This is a genomic window from Staphylococcus sp. HMSC034G07 (assembly GCF_001835975.1).
Classification (GTDB): domain Bacteria; phylum Bacillota; class Bacilli; order Staphylococcales; family Staphylococcaceae; genus Staphylococcus; species Staphylococcus ureilyticus.
On record NZ_KV826608.1, the window covers coordinates 376,510 to 391,587 of the forward strand.

The 15,078-nt window shown below is 33.6% G+C and carries 16 protein-coding genes; 5 read left to right on the forward strand and 11 right to left on the reverse strand.

Annotated features, from left to right (window positions below; all coding sequences use genetic code 11):
* Positions 1-12: 12 nt before the first annotated feature.
* The 4 genes from mvaD to pta form a co-directional block, all read right to left on the reverse strand.
* A complete protein-coding gene (gene mvaD / locus HMPREF2586_RS07920) occupies positions 13-996 on the reverse strand; it encodes a diphosphomevalonate decarboxylase (RefSeq protein WP_046207279.1) in 984 nt (327 codons plus the stop codon).
* A 4-nt stretch (positions 997-1,000) separates the two neighbouring features.
* Positions 1,001-1,924: a mevalonate kinase gene (mvk, locus tag HMPREF2586_RS07925; RefSeq protein ID WP_070038939.1), complete on the reverse strand. Its 924-nt coding sequence runs from the start codon at positions 1,922-1,924 to the stop codon at positions 1,001-1,003.
* Between the two features lie 542 nt (positions 1,925-2,466).
* Positions 2,467-3,306 carry a lipoate--protein ligase family protein gene (locus HMPREF2586_RS07930; RefSeq protein WP_070038936.1) on the reverse strand — a complete coding sequence of 280 codons (840 nt, stop codon included), beginning with the start codon at positions 3,304-3,306 and terminating at the stop codon, positions 2,467-2,469.
* Positions 3,306-4,292 (reverse strand): phosphate acetyltransferase, encoded by a 987-nt coding sequence (gene pta / locus HMPREF2586_RS07935; protein WP_046207276.1) that lies wholly within the window; start codon positions 4,290-4,292, stop codon positions 3,306-3,308. The genes HMPREF2586_RS07930 and pta overlap by 1 nt, the downstream gene beginning before the upstream one ends.
* Positions 4,293-4,463: 171 nt before the next feature.
* Here pta and hemQ point away from each other — a divergent pair, with 171 nt between their 5' ends.
* From hemQ to HMPREF2586_RS07950, 3 genes are all read left to right on the forward strand, one after another.
* Positions 4,464-5,213 carry a hydrogen peroxide-dependent heme synthase gene (hemQ, locus tag HMPREF2586_RS07940; protein WP_046207275.1) on the forward strand — a complete coding sequence of 250 codons (750 nt, stop codon included), beginning with the start codon at positions 4,464-4,466 and terminating at the stop codon, positions 5,211-5,213.
* Between the two features lie 726 nt (positions 5,214-5,939).
* Positions 5,940-6,713 (forward strand): threonine/serine exporter family protein, encoded by a 774-nt coding sequence (locus tag HMPREF2586_RS07945; protein ID WP_046207274.1) that lies wholly within the window; start codon positions 5,940-5,942, stop codon positions 6,711-6,713.
* Between the two features lie 11 nt (positions 6,714-6,724).
* Entirely contained in the window at positions 6,725-7,177 is a 453-nt protein-coding gene (locus tag HMPREF2586_RS07950) for a threonine/serine exporter family protein (RefSeq protein ID WP_046207273.1), read from the forward strand.
* A 202-nt stretch (positions 7,178-7,379) separates the two neighbouring features.
* On the opposite strand, the gene HMPREF2586_RS07955 is transcribed toward HMPREF2586_RS07950, so the two are convergent.
* The 4 genes from HMPREF2586_RS07955 to HMPREF2586_RS07970 all read right to left on the reverse strand — a co-directional run bounded on the left by HMPREF2586_RS07955 (position 7,380) and on the right by HMPREF2586_RS07970 (position 10,363).
* Positions 7,380-8,870, reverse strand: a complete 1,491-nt coding sequence (locus tag HMPREF2586_RS07955) for an APC family permease (protein ID WP_064209592.1) — start codon at positions 8,868-8,870, stop codon at positions 7,380-7,382.
* A gap of 63 nt (positions 8,871-8,933) precedes the next feature.
* Positions 8,934-9,296 carry a DUF423 domain-containing protein gene (locus HMPREF2586_RS07960; protein ID WP_046207271.1) on the reverse strand — a complete coding sequence of 121 codons (363 nt, stop codon included), beginning with the start codon at positions 9,294-9,296 and terminating at the stop codon, positions 8,934-8,936.
* 24 nt (positions 9,297-9,320) lie between these two features.
* Positions 9,321-9,692 (reverse strand): DUF5327 family protein, encoded by a 372-nt coding sequence (locus HMPREF2586_RS07965; RefSeq protein WP_064209593.1) that lies wholly within the window; start codon positions 9,690-9,692, stop codon positions 9,321-9,323.
* 5 nt (positions 9,693-9,697) lie between these two features.
* Positions 9,698-10,363, reverse strand: a complete 666-nt coding sequence (locus tag HMPREF2586_RS07970) for a uracil-DNA glycosylase (RefSeq protein ID WP_256277550.1) — start codon at positions 10,361-10,363, stop codon at positions 9,698-9,700.
* 244 nt (positions 10,364-10,607) lie between these two features.
* Between HMPREF2586_RS07970 and thiD the strand changes: the two genes are divergently transcribed.
* A complete protein-coding gene (thiD, locus tag HMPREF2586_RS07975) occupies positions 10,608-11,438 on the forward strand; it encodes a bifunctional hydroxymethylpyrimidine kinase/phosphomethylpyrimidine kinase (RefSeq protein WP_046207268.1) in 831 nt (276 codons plus the stop codon).
* Positions 11,439-11,520: 82 nt separating this feature from the next.
* On the opposite strand, the gene HMPREF2586_RS07980 is transcribed toward thiD, so the two are convergent.
* A complete protein-coding gene (locus HMPREF2586_RS07980) occupies positions 11,521-12,048 on the reverse strand; it encodes an immunodominant staphylococcal antigen IsaB family protein (protein WP_019468208.1) in 528 nt (175 codons plus the stop codon).
* A gap of 284 nt (positions 12,049-12,332) precedes the next feature.
* Here HMPREF2586_RS07980 and vraX point away from each other — a divergent pair, with 284 nt between their 5' ends.
* On the forward strand, positions 12,333-12,503 hold the full coding sequence (gene vraX / locus HMPREF2586_RS12880) for a C1q-binding complement inhibitor VraX (protein ID WP_019468209.1): 171 nt from the start codon (positions 12,333-12,335) through the stop codon (positions 12,501-12,503).
* Between the two features lie 247 nt (positions 12,504-12,750).
* Here vraX and HMPREF2586_RS07985 read toward each other — a convergent pair whose 3' ends face one another.
* Both HMPREF2586_RS07985 and HMPREF2586_RS07990 read right to left on the reverse strand, forming a co-directional pair.
* Positions 12,751-13,191, reverse strand: a complete 441-nt coding sequence (locus HMPREF2586_RS07985; RefSeq protein ID WP_070657564.1) for an ASCH domain-containing protein — start codon at positions 13,189-13,191, stop codon at positions 12,751-12,753.
* A gap of 306 nt (positions 13,192-13,497) precedes the next feature.
* Positions 13,498-14,910 (reverse strand): MFS transporter, encoded by a 1,413-nt coding sequence (locus tag HMPREF2586_RS07990; protein ID WP_064209596.1) that lies wholly within the window; start codon positions 14,908-14,910, stop codon positions 13,498-13,500.
* Positions 14,911-15,078: the final 168 nt, after the last annotated feature.

Genomic DNA, 15,078 nt, shown 5'->3' on the forward strand with positions numbered 1-15,078 from the left:
GTTATCTCTTCCTTACTCAATAATTTCAACACCTGTACGTGTAATGTCACTTGCAATAATTTGATCATCATTAAATGATTTTTTTAGTGCATCAATGACTGCCTGTTGATTTTTCTTTTCTACTAAAATTTTAACGTTGGGTCCTGCATCCATTGTGAAATAACAAGGGTAACCAGCTTCGCGACATTGATGTACAATATCCATAGCTAAATAACTATCTTCTACCATATATGTAAAAGGAGGCTGTGAACCTAAATTTGTTGCATGCATCCTCAAGCCATTCTCTTCAATAACTTCTCCTAAATACTTAAAATCTTTGTCTTTAATCGCATGCTTAACTGACGCTATGTCTTCATCTACATGATCTAACCAGTATTGGTAAAAACGAGATGTATCACGCGTATGTGACATACCAGCACGACTAGAAACTTTTTTTGTTTGATTATTGATCACGACAAATATCATTGACAAATCATCTTCCCAGTGATCTGCATCAATCGGGAAACTATATGATGATGCATCATCATGACCTTTTTCCCACTCTACAAAACCGCCATAGATACTTCTAGAAGCTGATCCTGATCCTCTTCGAGCAAGTCTAGATAATGCTTTACCCGTTAATCCAAGTTTTAAAGCTTCATTACATGCTGCTGCTAATGCGGCATAAGCACTTGCTGATGAGGCTAAACCTGCAGCTGTTGGTACGAAATTATCACTTTCGATATGCGCATACATAGATGTTTTACCCAGTTCTCTAACAATATCCATAAAACGACGAATTTTAGTTGCTTCAGCATCATCTACTGTTTGTCCATTTAAAATCAATAAATCTTTAGTATATTGTTCAGAAAAAGTTACTTTAGTCTCTGTATAAAACCGATCTAATGTTACCGACAAGCTATTATTCATTGGAATAATATAGGCTTCATCAGCTTTCCCCCAATATTTAATCAGTGCAATATTTGTATGTGCACGTGCTTTGCCACTACTAACCACCTTACTAACCTCCTAAATATTCAATCCATGTATGATGTGCACCTAACGATTGTGCACTTTCCACAATTTTTTCAGCCGTTTCTAAAGTAGAAGCTAGAACAATCATACTTCCGCCTCTACCTCCTCCAGTTAATTTACCAGCTATAGCACCTTGCTCTTTACTAACCTCTAACAATTGCTCAATTTTTTCATGACTAACAGTGAGTGTTCTTAAATTCTCTTGACACAAATTAAATACCGTAGCAAGTTGTTCAAAGTTATGGTGTTCGATAGAATCTCGCGCCTCATGTACCAATTTGCCGATATGTTCGACAAAGCTAAGGTATCCACTATCTGCTTTACATAAATTATGTACGTCTTCTACTGCTTGTTTTGTTGAACCACGAATACCAGTGTCTATCACAACCATATACCCATTTAAATCTAAAGGCTTTAATGTAGTAACCTTTCCTTTTTGAAACCAAACTGGCTTGTTAGATACTATGGTTTGTGTATCTATCCCACTGGGTTTGCCATGCGCAATACGTTCTGCCCAATTCGCTTCTTCTATCAAAACCGCATCTGTTAAGGGTTTATTTATATAATCGAAACTCGCACGTACAAATGCGACTGCCATTGCAGCACTTGATCCTAGGCCTCTTGATGGTGGTAAGTTCGTATCTATAGAAACTTTGATGGGTGTTACAATATCATATTTATCAATAAACCTCGTTATTACTGATTTTAAGTGTTCAGGTGCGTAAACCAATTCACCATCATACACTTCACTTTTAATATAGGAAGACTCTGATGCATTTAAAGACTCAATTAATGCACTCACTCTCCCTGTCGTAAATGGAATCGCAATTGCAGGCTCTCCAAATGTCACCGCGTGCTCACCTATTAAAATCACCTTGCCATTCGCTTCCCCATAACCTTGTTGTGCCATATTTTCAATCACCTTTAGTATTTTCTTTAAATTTAAATAATATATGCTTTGCACCGCGATTTTTATTAATCTCAATTTCATTCCTAGTTATCTTAACATTTCCCGGGAAATTTTGTGTTTAATAGCATTTCGCTATAGTATTCATGCTTTTCATTTTTAATCAAGCAACCATTACGTGCATTTTTACACAACTCAATCGATTTTCACACAAACCAAAGTATATTATCTCACAAATTTCATATATTGGCATACGTCTCGAGACATAGTTTTTTAATTTGTATCAAAATTGAACGGAATGAGCAAAAAGTTAATACCTGCTACTAATTATAAACAATACTTATTTATTATAAAACGCGATGACCTATTATTCAAAAACTTCACTTTATTTTATTAATTTATTTTTGATTTTTAACGTATACTTTCACTATATTACTTATTTAATTACTATAATTCAACAAATTATAGTCATCTTTCCATTATACAATTATAAATAAAAAGACTAAAAACGAATACATTATATTGTATCGTTTCTAGTCTTTGTCTCATTCGTCCATTTTTTGATTAACTTTAGCATTGCGTTCAATCATCTTGTCAAAATAACCTTCATATCGTTGCCACTCATCATCCGTAATGTCTTCCATCGTCAAATTGGCGCCTAAATCTTTTAACGCATATAGTAACTGGAACATCACATCTTGAACTGTTAATGTTCTGCCTAATAATTGCGATAAAGATGCCATGCATTGAGGGTCAATATCAGGGTATTCAAATTTAGTACGCTCGCCTTGTAATGCGCGTTCATAAAATGCTTTCATCAATGCAGCGCGTTCACTGCCATCGCCTTCTACGCATAGATATACTTGGACAGCTATGCCACCTCGAACACGTCTTTGCGAAATACCGGCAAATTTCTTTCCATTTATACTTAAATCAAATTTCCCTGGACAATATGATTGTTCAATCTCATAGGTCTCAATTTCAACATCATCGTCTTCAAACATTTTCGACACTAATAAGTACATGACTGAAAATGCTTCATCAATTGTAATATCATGCTTGCCTTTAAAAATAAGTGAAATGTTGAGTACACCTTGGTCTAATACAACACCTAGACCACCCGAGTTTCTCACAATCGCATTATACCCTCGTTCTTCAGTTAAATAGCGAATACCATCTTGCAAGTGCGGTAATCTTGAATCATGGATACCTAAAATAATTGTATGTTGATGTATCCAAGTACGTACCACACTGCTTGATAAATTTTTGCCTACACTTTCTGACAAAGTATCGTCAAATGCAAATGACTGCATCGGTGCTAAACCAGAAGAATGATCTACATAACGCCAAGTGGCACTATTAAAGTACTTACTTGCTAAATCCATTATTGTAATGTTTGTGCAGCAGTGATGATTGATAAATTATACACGTCTTCTATTGAACAACCACGAGATAAATCATTTACTGGTGAATTAAGACCTTGTAATACCGGGCCTACCGCATCATAACCACCAAGGCGTTGTGCGATTTTATATCCAATATTACCAGCTTCTAAACTTGGGAAAATAAATACATTTGCATCGCCTTGAATTTGTGCATCCGGTGCCTTTTTCTTAGCAACTTCAGGTACAATTGCTGCATCAAATTGGAATTCTCCATCAATAACCACATCTTTAAGTTGATCAGTTTCAACCTTTTCTTGTGCTAACGCTACCGCATTGGAAACTTTTTCAACATCATCCGATTTTGCAGAACCTTTTGTTGAAAAACTTAACATTGCTACACGTGGAGACATGCCAAAACTTTGAGCAGATTTTGCACTTTCTACCGCAATTTCCGCTAAATCTTGTGCTTCTAATGTAGGATTAATCGCACAATCACCAAAGATATATTGTTCTTCACCTTTGATCATAAAGAATATACCTGATGTTTTAGTTACACCTGGTTTTGTTTTTATAATTTGTAGGGCTGGACGAACGGTATCACCTGTAGAGTGCGCAGCACCACTTACTAAACCTTCAGCTTTACCAGTATATACTAGCATCGTACCAAAGTAATTTACGTCTTTTAACATTTCTTGAGCTTGGGCTTCAGTTGCTTTCCCTTTACGACGTTCAACAAAAGCTGTCACTAACTCTTGTTTCAAATCACTCGTTTCAGGATCGATAATTTCTAAGTTTGAAATATCTAAACCTTTGTCTTTAGCTAACGCATTAACATTTGCTTCATTACCTAATAAAACTGGTGTTACATAATCTGTACTTTGTAATTGTGTTGCCGCAGTTAATACGCGTTCATCTTCTCCTTCAGGTAAAACAATTTTCACATTTTTTCCTGACAATTTCTCTTGTAATACATCTAATAAAGACATATGGGCCTCCTCAAATTTTTAATACTATTATTTTTTCCATTACTATTATACGTCATTTTTTTATAGAATTCCATGTCACCAATTTGTAATCATTTACTTATGTTTTACAGTTACCTTTATGATAGAATTTTCAGTGTAGATATAGAATTATTTATAAAGGAGCGATTCAATATGCCACAAGCGCCAGAAACTTTAGATGGTTGGTATAGTTTACATTTATTATATGCTATAGATTGGGCTAGTTTACGTCTAGTCCCAGAAAATGAACGTCAAACGTTAGTTGAAGAGTTGCAATCATTTTTAGATAAACACAAAGAAGCACGTACGAACCATGTCGGCGATCACGCATTTTATAATATTACTGGTCAAAAAGCAGATATTCTTTTATGGGCTTTACGTCCTGAATTAAAAGATTTAAATGCTTTTGAAAATGAATTTAACAAATTGAAAATCACTGACTTTTTAATTCCGACATACTCATATGTTTCGATTATTGAACTCGGCAATTATTTAGCAGGAAAATCTGACGAAGATCCATACGAAAATCCACATATCAAACCAAGATTATATCCAGAATTACCACAATCCGAATATATTTGTTTCTATCCTATGGACAAACGTCGTAATGAAACTTATAACTGGTATATGTTGCCATTAGAAGAAAGACAAGAACTAATGTACAATCACGGTAAAATCGGTCGTCAATATGCTGGTAAAATCAAACAATTTATCACAGGCTCTATGGGCTTTGATGATTTCGAATGGGGTGTCACGCTATTTGCAGATGACCCACTTCAATTTAAAAAAATTGTTTCTGAAATGAGATTTGACGAAACGACGGCACGTTACGGTGATTTCGGCAGTTTCTATGTGGGTAACATTATCACCAAAGATAGTTTACCAACGCTTTTTGAAATATAATTTATCACTATATTTTAACTAATGTTATTTTTAATACAAATTACAATCTTTCTTGTTTTAGAGTATAATTTTACTTTTTATAAACTATGATCAACCCCTTCATTTAATAATGGAGGGGCTTTTATATATCAATTTTTTGCATTCATATATAACTACAATTACGTCTCAAGCGTATATATTTTAGACGCACTGCCATTTATATTTTGCACTTTTAGGTACAATCACAATAAATCATTCAATACCTATGTTTGAATTTGACTACTAAATCTCAAAAGATAGCTATTGTCATAAGTTACATGTATTAGTCGCTCTTGCTTTCTACTTCGTTTGATTCGGCGGTTCGCATGCATAAGTCGCTCTAACTTTCTACTTCGTAGAAAGTAGAGCGACTAAAAAAAGGCACACTTGAAATAAAACAAGTGTGCCTGTCTGAATGTAGTGTGTTTGGGAGAACTTTAATCACTACTTAATTTTAAGGGTCAACTGTTAAATATTGTCGCTACTCAATATTTTGTAACAGTCAACTAATACTATTTTAACCTATTTGAAACATATTTGCATTGCTAAAGTTGTATAAAACTCATTTTTTTAAAACACAATATGTGTCTTTTTACCCAACATATCATTTGAATAAAGTGTTACAATAAAAAATATTAACTTACTTATATATCCCATGAAAATACAGTTACGAATAGTTTAGTTAAATAAAATATAATTGGTGATTAAATGACAAGAAATGTTCAATACTCAGAAAATTATGAAGAAAAAATAGCAAAAGATGTCATAATCCTCGCTGGCAGAATCTTACTTGAGTCTGGGGCAGAAGGTTCGCGTGTAGAAGATACAATGACGCGTATTGCTTTCACGTTAGGTTATACAGAAAGTAATAGTTTTGTTACAAATACAGTCATTAATTTTATGTTACATAATGAATCTTATCCAAGAATTTATAGAATACGAACTAGAGACACCAATCTACATCGTATATCAAGAACCAATCGCGTTTCTAGACAACTTTCCGAGGGGACGCTATCAGTTGAAGATGCATATCAAGAATTACAAAAAATATATCATGAACAAAGCATTAATCATGATTTATTTTTTAAATTTATTGCCGCTGCGATTATCTCAATCAGTTTTCTATATTTACAAGGTGGTTATTTAGTGGATGTATTCACTGCACTCGTTGCAGGTGCTTTAGGGTATCTAGTTGTAGAACTTTTGAATAGAAATTTACACACTAAATTCATTCCAGAATTTATGGGGGCTCTCGTTATTGGAGCAGTGGCAGTGTTTGGAAATGCCATCATACAAGGTGGCTCTATTTCAACAATTATTATATCAGCTGTGATGCCAATCGTACCTGGTGTTTTAATTACAAATGCAATTCAAGATTTATTTAGCGGGCATATGTTAATGTTTACTACTAAATCATTAGAAGCCCTAGTAACTGCCTTTGGTATTGGTGCAGGTGTCGGTACAATACTTATTATTTCTTAGGAGCAATGCTTATGTTTTGGATTTTAAATTTAATATTTAGTTATACCGCTTCACTCTTCTTCGGTATTATATTTGATGTTCCAAAATATTTATATAATGCTGTTGGAATTGTTGGTGCATGTGGTTGGATGGTTTATACATTGTTTTATGATGGTCTCGAACTTCATACAATTTATTCAAGCTTCTTTGGAAGTCTAGCATTGGGTTTACTTAGTCATGTAATGGCTCGCTATAAAAAAGAACCAGTGATTCTATTTATGGTACCAGGTATTATACCATTGGTGCCTGGAGGATTAGCCTTTGACGCTACTAAAAATCTTATTTTGTTAGACTTTAGTAAAGCTATTAACACGATGCTAGAAGTAACGCTAATTGCCGGCGCAATCGCTTTAGGCTTATTATTTGCTGATCAAATATCTAAACTCATCGTTTCTGGCACAAAATTTAGCAAAAAACACATATGAGCATTGAACATAAAAAATCTGAGGATCTTTAAAGTCCTCAGATTTTTTGTATTAAATATCATTATTTGATTTTAAAAACTCCTATCAATATGAACTTAAAGTCCACTGCTATTGATAGGAGTCGTTTCATATTCAAAATTTTTCAGAAAATCCGTTTCCAATAATTTATATGCTTATTTCATAAATAATCAATGATTAACTTCTATTTATGTGTTTGGTTCGTCACTTTATTCTCATTAATCAGATTCACTACTTCATCTTCAGAACGATTTAATATCAATTTACTTAGTTTATCATTATCCATTTGTTTTAATTTAGGATAACGAATTACGAAAAAGATTAATCCTATAATTAACCAACCAAATAATGCAATATAAGATGGCATTGATAGTCCAGCTGGTGAAACAGGAATTAATAATAGTAATAAGAAAACAAATGATACTACTGTACCTATAATCGCAAATGTCTTATATACCGGACCATAAGTGTTACTTGTTTTGTCATAGCTAAATAAACGCGCTGCTGATAAACATGTAATAAAGTAAGCGATTGAAACACCTGTAGATGACATATCAACGATCCATGTCAATGCTGTACGACCTAACCAAGGTGCAATCAATGTGATAGCTACAAGGAATATGATTGCGACATATGGTGTTTTATATTTATTATGCAGTTTACTAAATACTGAAGGCATAATACCTGAACGTCCCATTGAGAATAATAGACGACTTGAACTCATTAAAAATCCATTTAAACCAGTAAAAATACCCATGATAATAGCAATCGCTAAAATTGCTAAACCTATATAGCCGAATGCACCACTCGTGACGGCACCTGTTAACCATAATTGCCCGTTCAAACTCGTTTCTGAGCTACTTAGCCAGCCTGTATATAAAATCATTAACACATATGTGAATGCTGCTGCTAACAAACTATACACAATCAGTTTAAACGTTTTATTTGGAGAAAAATCAAATTCTTCGGCAGTTTGTGGGATATTATCAAAACCTACATAAGCCCACGGTGCTACTGCAACTATCATTACAATTGATGTAAGCCAGCCTTTTTCTTTGTTCGCTAATGGTTGTAAATTTTCCAATGAAAAATTATTACCAAAGAACGAGCCGAAAAATAGCAATAAGATTGTAATGACCATTGCCACACAGAAATAAAATTGTAGTGAGCCTGAAACACTCGTGCCCTTAATCGCAATAAACATAAATACAATCAATAACAATGATGCAATTAATATTTCGGTAATATAAACATCCCATCCTGCGATGGTATATAATTTACCTGTTTCTAAAACATCAGGTAATAAAAATTTAATTAATAAACTGAATGCAGTTGCATTTAAGGCTACTACACAAATATAACCAAAAGTTAAAAACCAAGATGAGAAAAAACTTACGTATCTACCAAAACCTAAAAAGCTAAACGCAAAAGCCCCACCAGAAACTGGGAAGCGTTCAACAAGTGCGCCGTAGCTTACCGCAATTAAAATCATTAATAATGCGCCAATGACAATACCTATAGCTGCTGGAATAGGTCCAGATTGACCAATCCAATCACCAGGTAAAATAAATGCACCCCAGCCGATACATGAACCATAGGCAATTGCCCAAACAAATTTCTCAGATAAGTTTTGTTTTAAATCTCCTCTATCTACTTTCCTATCATTTTTTCCCATAAATAAAATTCACCTCATGGGATGTATTATACCCCTAAGATGAATTCTATAACAATTATAAATTTATAATTTAATCGTACCAATCACTAACATTAACCAACCTATAATAAATAAAATACCTCCAATTGGTGTAATTGCTCCAAGTATACGAATTTGAGTTAATGCTAAAATATATAGCGAACCACTGAAAAATACAATACCTAAGAATAATAGCCATCCTGCCCAATTCACATTAATTGACGTTGTACCACTTATAATTCCAATTAATAGTAAACCAAGGCCGTGATACATTTGATAAGTAGTTGCTTTTTCCCATACGGATAAATATTTATCCGATAACTTACCTTCCAAACCATGCGCGCCAAATGCACCAGTACCAACAGCCATTAAAGCATTTAAAGCACCGAGAATAATAAATAATTTCATAAAAATTAACCTCTCTTTCTTGAATTAAAAATCAAATATTGAATCTCCATTACCAATTTCATCATCTGTTACCAATTTATTAGCATTTAGTGAAGTATTAGCATTTGCAAATTTTGTCGATGAGGCAGGTACTTTTCCGCCCATTGCTTGAATTTCTTCTGCTGAGATGCCTTGCTTCTTACTTGCAGCAGTTTGTTCTACATTTCGAGATGATTTGAATGAATCAGATACTGAATACGTATTATCTTTAAAATGATGTTTGTTATTTGAACTATTTACGAGTGACGTTAGTGTATGAATGGCATAGATATGCTTTTCAAATTCTGCATCATTTTTAGCTTCATCTGCTTGAACTAATTCTTGCTCAATAAGTTGAATAATTTTCTCTTTTTCCATTTATTTTACAACCCACTTTCACACCAGTTTATAGGTTCAATACCATTTTTTTGTAAATATGCATTTGTTAATGAATACGGTTTTGAACCGAAAAATCCGCGATATGCAGATAATGGGCTTGGATGTGGTGATTTAATAATATGATGTTTCGCTGTGTCAATCAGTTTTATTTTTTGTTGTGCAGGCTTACCCCACAATATAAACACAACATTACTCAAATTTTCTGAAACTGTTTTAATGACTTCATCCGTAAAAGTTTCCCACCCTATATCTCTGTGAGAATGCGCTTCTCCTTGTCGGACTGTCAAAACAGTATTTAATAATAAAACGCCTTCTCTTGCCCAATCTTGTAAATGTGGTGACTTTCTTACACAACCGATATCGTCTTCAAGTTCTTTATACATGTTTCTTAATGAAGGCGGAAATTTAGCATTTGGTTGCACAGAAAATGCTAAACCGTGTGCTTGATTTGGTCCGTGATAAGGATCTTGACCTAAGATAACAACTTTCACTTTTTCAAAAGGCGTTAAATCAAAAGCCTGATAAATATTTTCCCTATCTGGATATACTATCTTTGTCGTATATTCATTTTCTAAAAAATTATGCATTTCAGTAAAATCATGTTCTGTAGTAATTTTATGAAAAACATCCGACCATTCCATATCGCTCACCTCGATTAATATAGTAACATAAAGCACTACTTGCTCGCTCGTGTGATTAGTAGTACTCACTTTATCATAAACACAATTATAATGAATATATTTTATTTCATTTTAATATGTATCAGTAATAGAATCAAAAGGATATACTAATTTATTCATCATTGTAACCTTATTACATTGTAAACGTCATGATTTAGAATAGTCGACAAACGTGGTATGATATATATAAAAGCATATTTAGGAGTGAAAATTAATGGCATTGAAAAAAACTTTAACCATTGCTGGTTCAGATACAAGTGCTGGCGCAGGCATGCAAGCAGATTTAAAAACATTCCAAGAGTTAGGAACATACGGTATTGTTGCATTAACATCAATTGTAACAATGGATAAAGAATCTTGGTCTCATGATGTTACGCCAATTCCATTCGATGTTTTTGAAAAACAATTAGAAACAGCTATATCAATCGGTCCGGATGCAGTGAAGACGGGCATGCTAGGGACACAAGAAATTATCAAACGTGCCGGCGAAGCATATGTTGAATCTGGTGCGAACTACTTTGTAGTAGATCCAGTTATGGTATGCAAAGGAGAAAATGAAGTTTTAAATCCTGGCAATACTGATGCAATGATTGAATATTTGTTACCAAAAGCTACAGTCGTAACACCGAATTTATTCGAAGCTGGTCAACTTGCAAACCTCGGCACTTTAAAATCAATAGACGATATGAAAAAAGCTGCTGATATCATTCATCAACAAGGTGCACAACACGTTATAATTAAAGGTGGTAAAGCGTTAGATCAAGATAAATCTTATGACTTATACTATGATGGGGAAAACTACTATCAACTAACTACTGATATGTTCCAACAAAGTTATAATCACGGCGCTGGTTGTACATTTGCCGCAGCAACTACTGCATATTTAGCAAAAGGCAAATCTCCAAAAGAAGCCGTCATCGCTGCTAAAGCATTTGTTGCATCTGCAATTAAAAACGGTTGGAAAATGAACGACTTCGTCGGTCCTGTTGACCACGGTGCCTATAATCGTATAGAACACATTGATGTCGAAGTTACAGAAGTTTAATCAAATATAAACTAAGCGCACGTCCATTTCTGATGATGAACGTGCGCCTTTTTTAAGTTGATTTACTCATTTATGTTTTTATTTAACCACCGTATCCGCCATACCCAATATTCACTTCATTGACTTGACCATCTTTCATTTCAAAGAAAACGGTTGGCCCATTATTTTGAGATTGATATGCGTATACACCTGTACCTTTAGGTTGTTTATCTGGTGTTTTAATCTTACTTAAATCTTTTCCATAAGCATCTTTGACTTGCTCATAAGTTAAGTTCCCTTTTATAGAAAAATTAACGTTACTTGCTATATTATCATCTTTTGAATAGTCTGAGAAAGTTTGGTCATATTTCTGAGTTGTCTTGCCACCCTCTACTGTTCTTGCACTTACATTCACGCCATTAAAAGTAACCTTGCCATATTTGATTCCATTTTTAAATTGTTCATTTAATAAAAAGCTAGGGTCGTTACCAGCATTTCCTTCATATTGATAATAAGGTGTTGTTGCTGCTTGTGCTTCGCTATGTGATACGCCTTCATCAGAAACGCTTATGCCTAATGTAGTTCCAAATACAATGCTTCCAGCTACAAAAGTCTTTGCAATCTTATTCATTCTGTATCACTCCATTTAAAATTTTGGAATCGCATTACGATTCGATTACAATGTTACATAAATGTTTCAAAAAGTGCAAATATAAACCAAATAAACAATATATTATTTTTGTTTTTTAATAGTATAAGCATTTAAGTGATAGTATTAATACAACAAAAATTGAAATAAAGTATTTTATGATTATACGACGTTCGACTGATAAAAAGTTGATACTGTAGACTCATGTATTTCGCATACATATCTATTATTATAATAAGTGTAGAGAGACAAGGAGGTATGACATCATGATTATCTACGAACAATCTTTTGAGAATGGTAACCCTATCTATGAAATTATCACCAAGACGTTCAAAACGATTTCTGTTAAATGCGATGAAAATTTCAGCAAGAATGAATTATATACGTTACTCTCTCTACTTGAAAGTGATGTTGATAACTTAAATGTAAGTTATTAGCTACACTTCAATACATCGATGAAAAAACAGAAGCGTAAGTTCCAAGACTAAAATTAGAAGAAACAGAACAAAGAATTCCCCTTTAGAAATATGCGCCATGTATATGTAACTGTCCCATTATATATACATGGTATAACACATCCCTTATAAACACTCACCCTAAGTGGTACATAGTTAGGCAAAGATTGTCCCCTTTGTTTGCTTGGAGAGCACACTCGAAGCGATCCTAACTTATGTACCACTTTACTTATTTATATAAAACTTTAAATTCCTCACACACTACAATAGTAGATTCGTTAAATGCCAATCCTAGAGATGCATAGTAAGGTTCAAAGAAATCAATATGTGCTTTACGCCAGTAAGCTAGTGACTTATCGCCTTCACCTTCTAAATAAGCGTGATGGTCAGAGACAGCATTAAAAGTTGTTTGATATACATGTGTTGTTTCAATCACACATTGTGGTTCCCCTTTTTTATTTAAAATCACGCTCACATCTCCCACTTGAGGTAGTGGTTCACCATCAACTTGATAAGTTTCGTAACCACTTGTCGTAGCCGTTTTTTCACCTTGTTTTACTAATTCTGCTAATGTATCCTCATCTACACCAAATGACCATGCTTCATATGTTTTGCCCTTATAAGATGGAAATAATTGTACAAAATTCTCCCAATATTGTTCTACTGTCATCATTTTTCCTCCAAACTATGTATGTCCTTTTCCTTCTTAAACATAACATAAATAAATGATATAACCATTGCTATCCTATGTTATTCTACTACCAAAATGAGGCAATACACTAAAATATAAATATCTAGATTATTGCAAAAAATCTATTCTTTCTTGCAATAATAGTGAAATTCACTAAAAAAATAGGTACTCACTTCCTAACTCTAAAAGGAAATGAATAACCTATTTTTAAATTTCTACTATTCCGTTTTAGTATCGATAGCTAGCATACTATTTTCTTAATAGTCGTTTGTAATGTCATTCGGCTTATACGCGTTTATCGTCTGCCCACCATAAAGCTTTCTCAGGATTTTTCGTATAATATTCATATTCTTCATCACTTTGAACATTTGGATATGAACCTTTAAGCGATTTACCTGCTGTGCTGACATGTAACAATGAAATAACGATAATCCCTATAACACTCATTGCCGCTAAGTAATAAGCTGGTGAAAGTGGATCGCCTGTTTTCGCAACCAATGAAGAAGCAATTAACGGTGTTGTTCCACCAAATAATGAGACTGACACATTAAATGTTACCGCCAATGTTCGATAACGGATATGCGTATAAAACATCGTTGGTAATGAACCTGGCATCGTTGCTTCATAAGTAGACAAGAAAAATCCTAACGTAAATATACCTACAATTATTAAAACCAACGAACCTGATTGGAATAACGCAAATGCCACAGTACTAAAGATAGCTGTGCCACATAGCCCGATTAAAAAGACTTTTTTCTCTCCGATGCGATCTGCAACTCTACCAAACATTAATGCCAATGGAATCATTACTGCCATGACAACCGTGATAAGTACAGAAACCGTTGTGCTATCTAATTTAATTATTTGTTGTAAATAAGATGGCATATATGAAGTTACCATATAATTAGTACAATTAAAGAATGCTACAGCTACAAAACATACAATAATATCTTTGTAGTAATATCGAACAATTGTGAAAAATCCGATGTTATCTCGTTTAGGTTGTGTAGCTATTTCATTTTCAAATACTGGAGATTCCTCTAATTTTCTTCTTAAATAAAAACCAAATATACCTAAAAATAGACCCAAAATAAATGGTATTCTCCATCCCCATGTAGCCATTTGTTCCTCATTTAAAAAGAAAAATAGTAAGCCACTGATTACTGATGCGGCGATATAACCTGATAATGTACCAATTTCCAAACCTGAACCTAGACCATTTCTAGATTTATCTGGTGAGGATTCAGCAACATAAACCATCGCACCTGCATACTCTCCACCAGTTGAAAACCCTTGAAGCACTCTACCTAATAATAGTAAAATTGGCGCCCATACACCTATTTGATCATATGTAGGTAATAAACCAATTAACAAAGTTGAAAATGCCATCATGATAATGGTTGTCGTTAAAACGACTTTCCTACCAAATTTATCACCAATAATACCAAAAATAATGCCACCTACTGGTCTTAATAAAAATGCAATTGCAAATGTGGCAAATGTAAATATCGTTTTTAACTGGTCATTTTCTACCGAACTAAAAAAGTTTTGCCCCAATATAACTGCTAGGTAAGAATATAACCCGAAATCGAACCATTCCATCGCATTACCAATACCGGTTGCAAATACAGTTTTTTTCGCAGTTCTAGGATTCACCTTATTAATATTACTTTTATCAAAATCTTGTTCATAATCCACGATTTAAGTCACTCCCTTAACATGTTTACTTATTATACTGAGTTCGGAGTGTATGTCAAACTGGTTCAAATTTTTTAAATTCTATTTTTTAATTTTTATACAAAAATTGTAGTTGTTTTTAAATATGGAAAAATTCATTTTATTTTTAAGTTTGTTATCTAGTTAAGG

Excerpts from the sequence above, each read along its gene's own strand:
- HMPREF2586_RS07945 (WP_046207274.1), top strand. The coding sequence starts at position 5,940 with ATGACAAGAAATGTTCAATACTCAGAAAATTATGAAGAAAAAATAGCA.
- vraX (WP_019468209.1), top strand. The coding sequence starts at position 12,333 with ATGATTATCTACGAACAATCTTTTGAGAATGGTAACCCTATCTATGAA.
- HMPREF2586_RS07955 (WP_064209592.1), bottom strand. The coding sequence starts at position 8,870 with ATGGGAAAAAATGATAGGAAAGTAGATAGAGGAGATTTAAAACAAAAC.
- HMPREF2586_RS07930 (WP_070038936.1), bottom strand. The coding sequence starts at position 3,306 with ATGGATTTAGCAAGTAAGTACTTTAATAGTGCCACTTGGCGTTATGTA.
- pta (WP_046207276.1), bottom strand. The coding sequence starts at position 4,292 with ATGTCTTTATTAGATGTATTACAAGAGAAATTGTCAGGAAAAAATGTG.
- HMPREF2586_RS07985 (WP_070657564.1), bottom strand. The coding sequence starts at position 13,191 with ATGACAGTAGAACAATATTGGGAGAATTTTGTACAATTATTTCCATCT.
- thiD (WP_046207268.1), top strand. The coding sequence starts at position 10,608 with ATGGCATTGAAAAAAACTTTAACCATTGCTGGTTCAGATACAAGTGCT.
- HMPREF2586_RS07965 (WP_064209593.1), bottom strand. The coding sequence starts at position 9,692 with ATGGAAAAAGAGAAAATTATTCAACTTATTGAGCAAGAATTAGTTCAA.
- mvk (WP_070038939.1), bottom strand. The coding sequence starts at position 1,924 with ATGGCACAACAAGGTTATGGGGAAGCGAATGGCAAGGTGATTTTAATA.
- hemQ (WP_046207275.1), top strand. The coding sequence starts at position 4,464 with ATGCCACAAGCGCCAGAAACTTTAGATGGTTGGTATAGTTTACATTTA.
- HMPREF2586_RS07980 (WP_019468208.1), bottom strand. The coding sequence starts at position 12,048 with ATGAATAAGATTGCAAAGACTTTTGTAGCTGGAAGCATTGTATTTGGA.
- HMPREF2586_RS07950 (WP_046207273.1), top strand. The coding sequence starts at position 6,725 with ATGTTTTGGATTTTAAATTTAATATTTAGTTATACCGCTTCACTCTTC.
- HMPREF2586_RS07960 (WP_046207271.1), bottom strand. The coding sequence starts at position 9,296 with ATGAAATTATTTATTATTCTCGGTGCTTTAAATGCTTTAATGGCTGTT.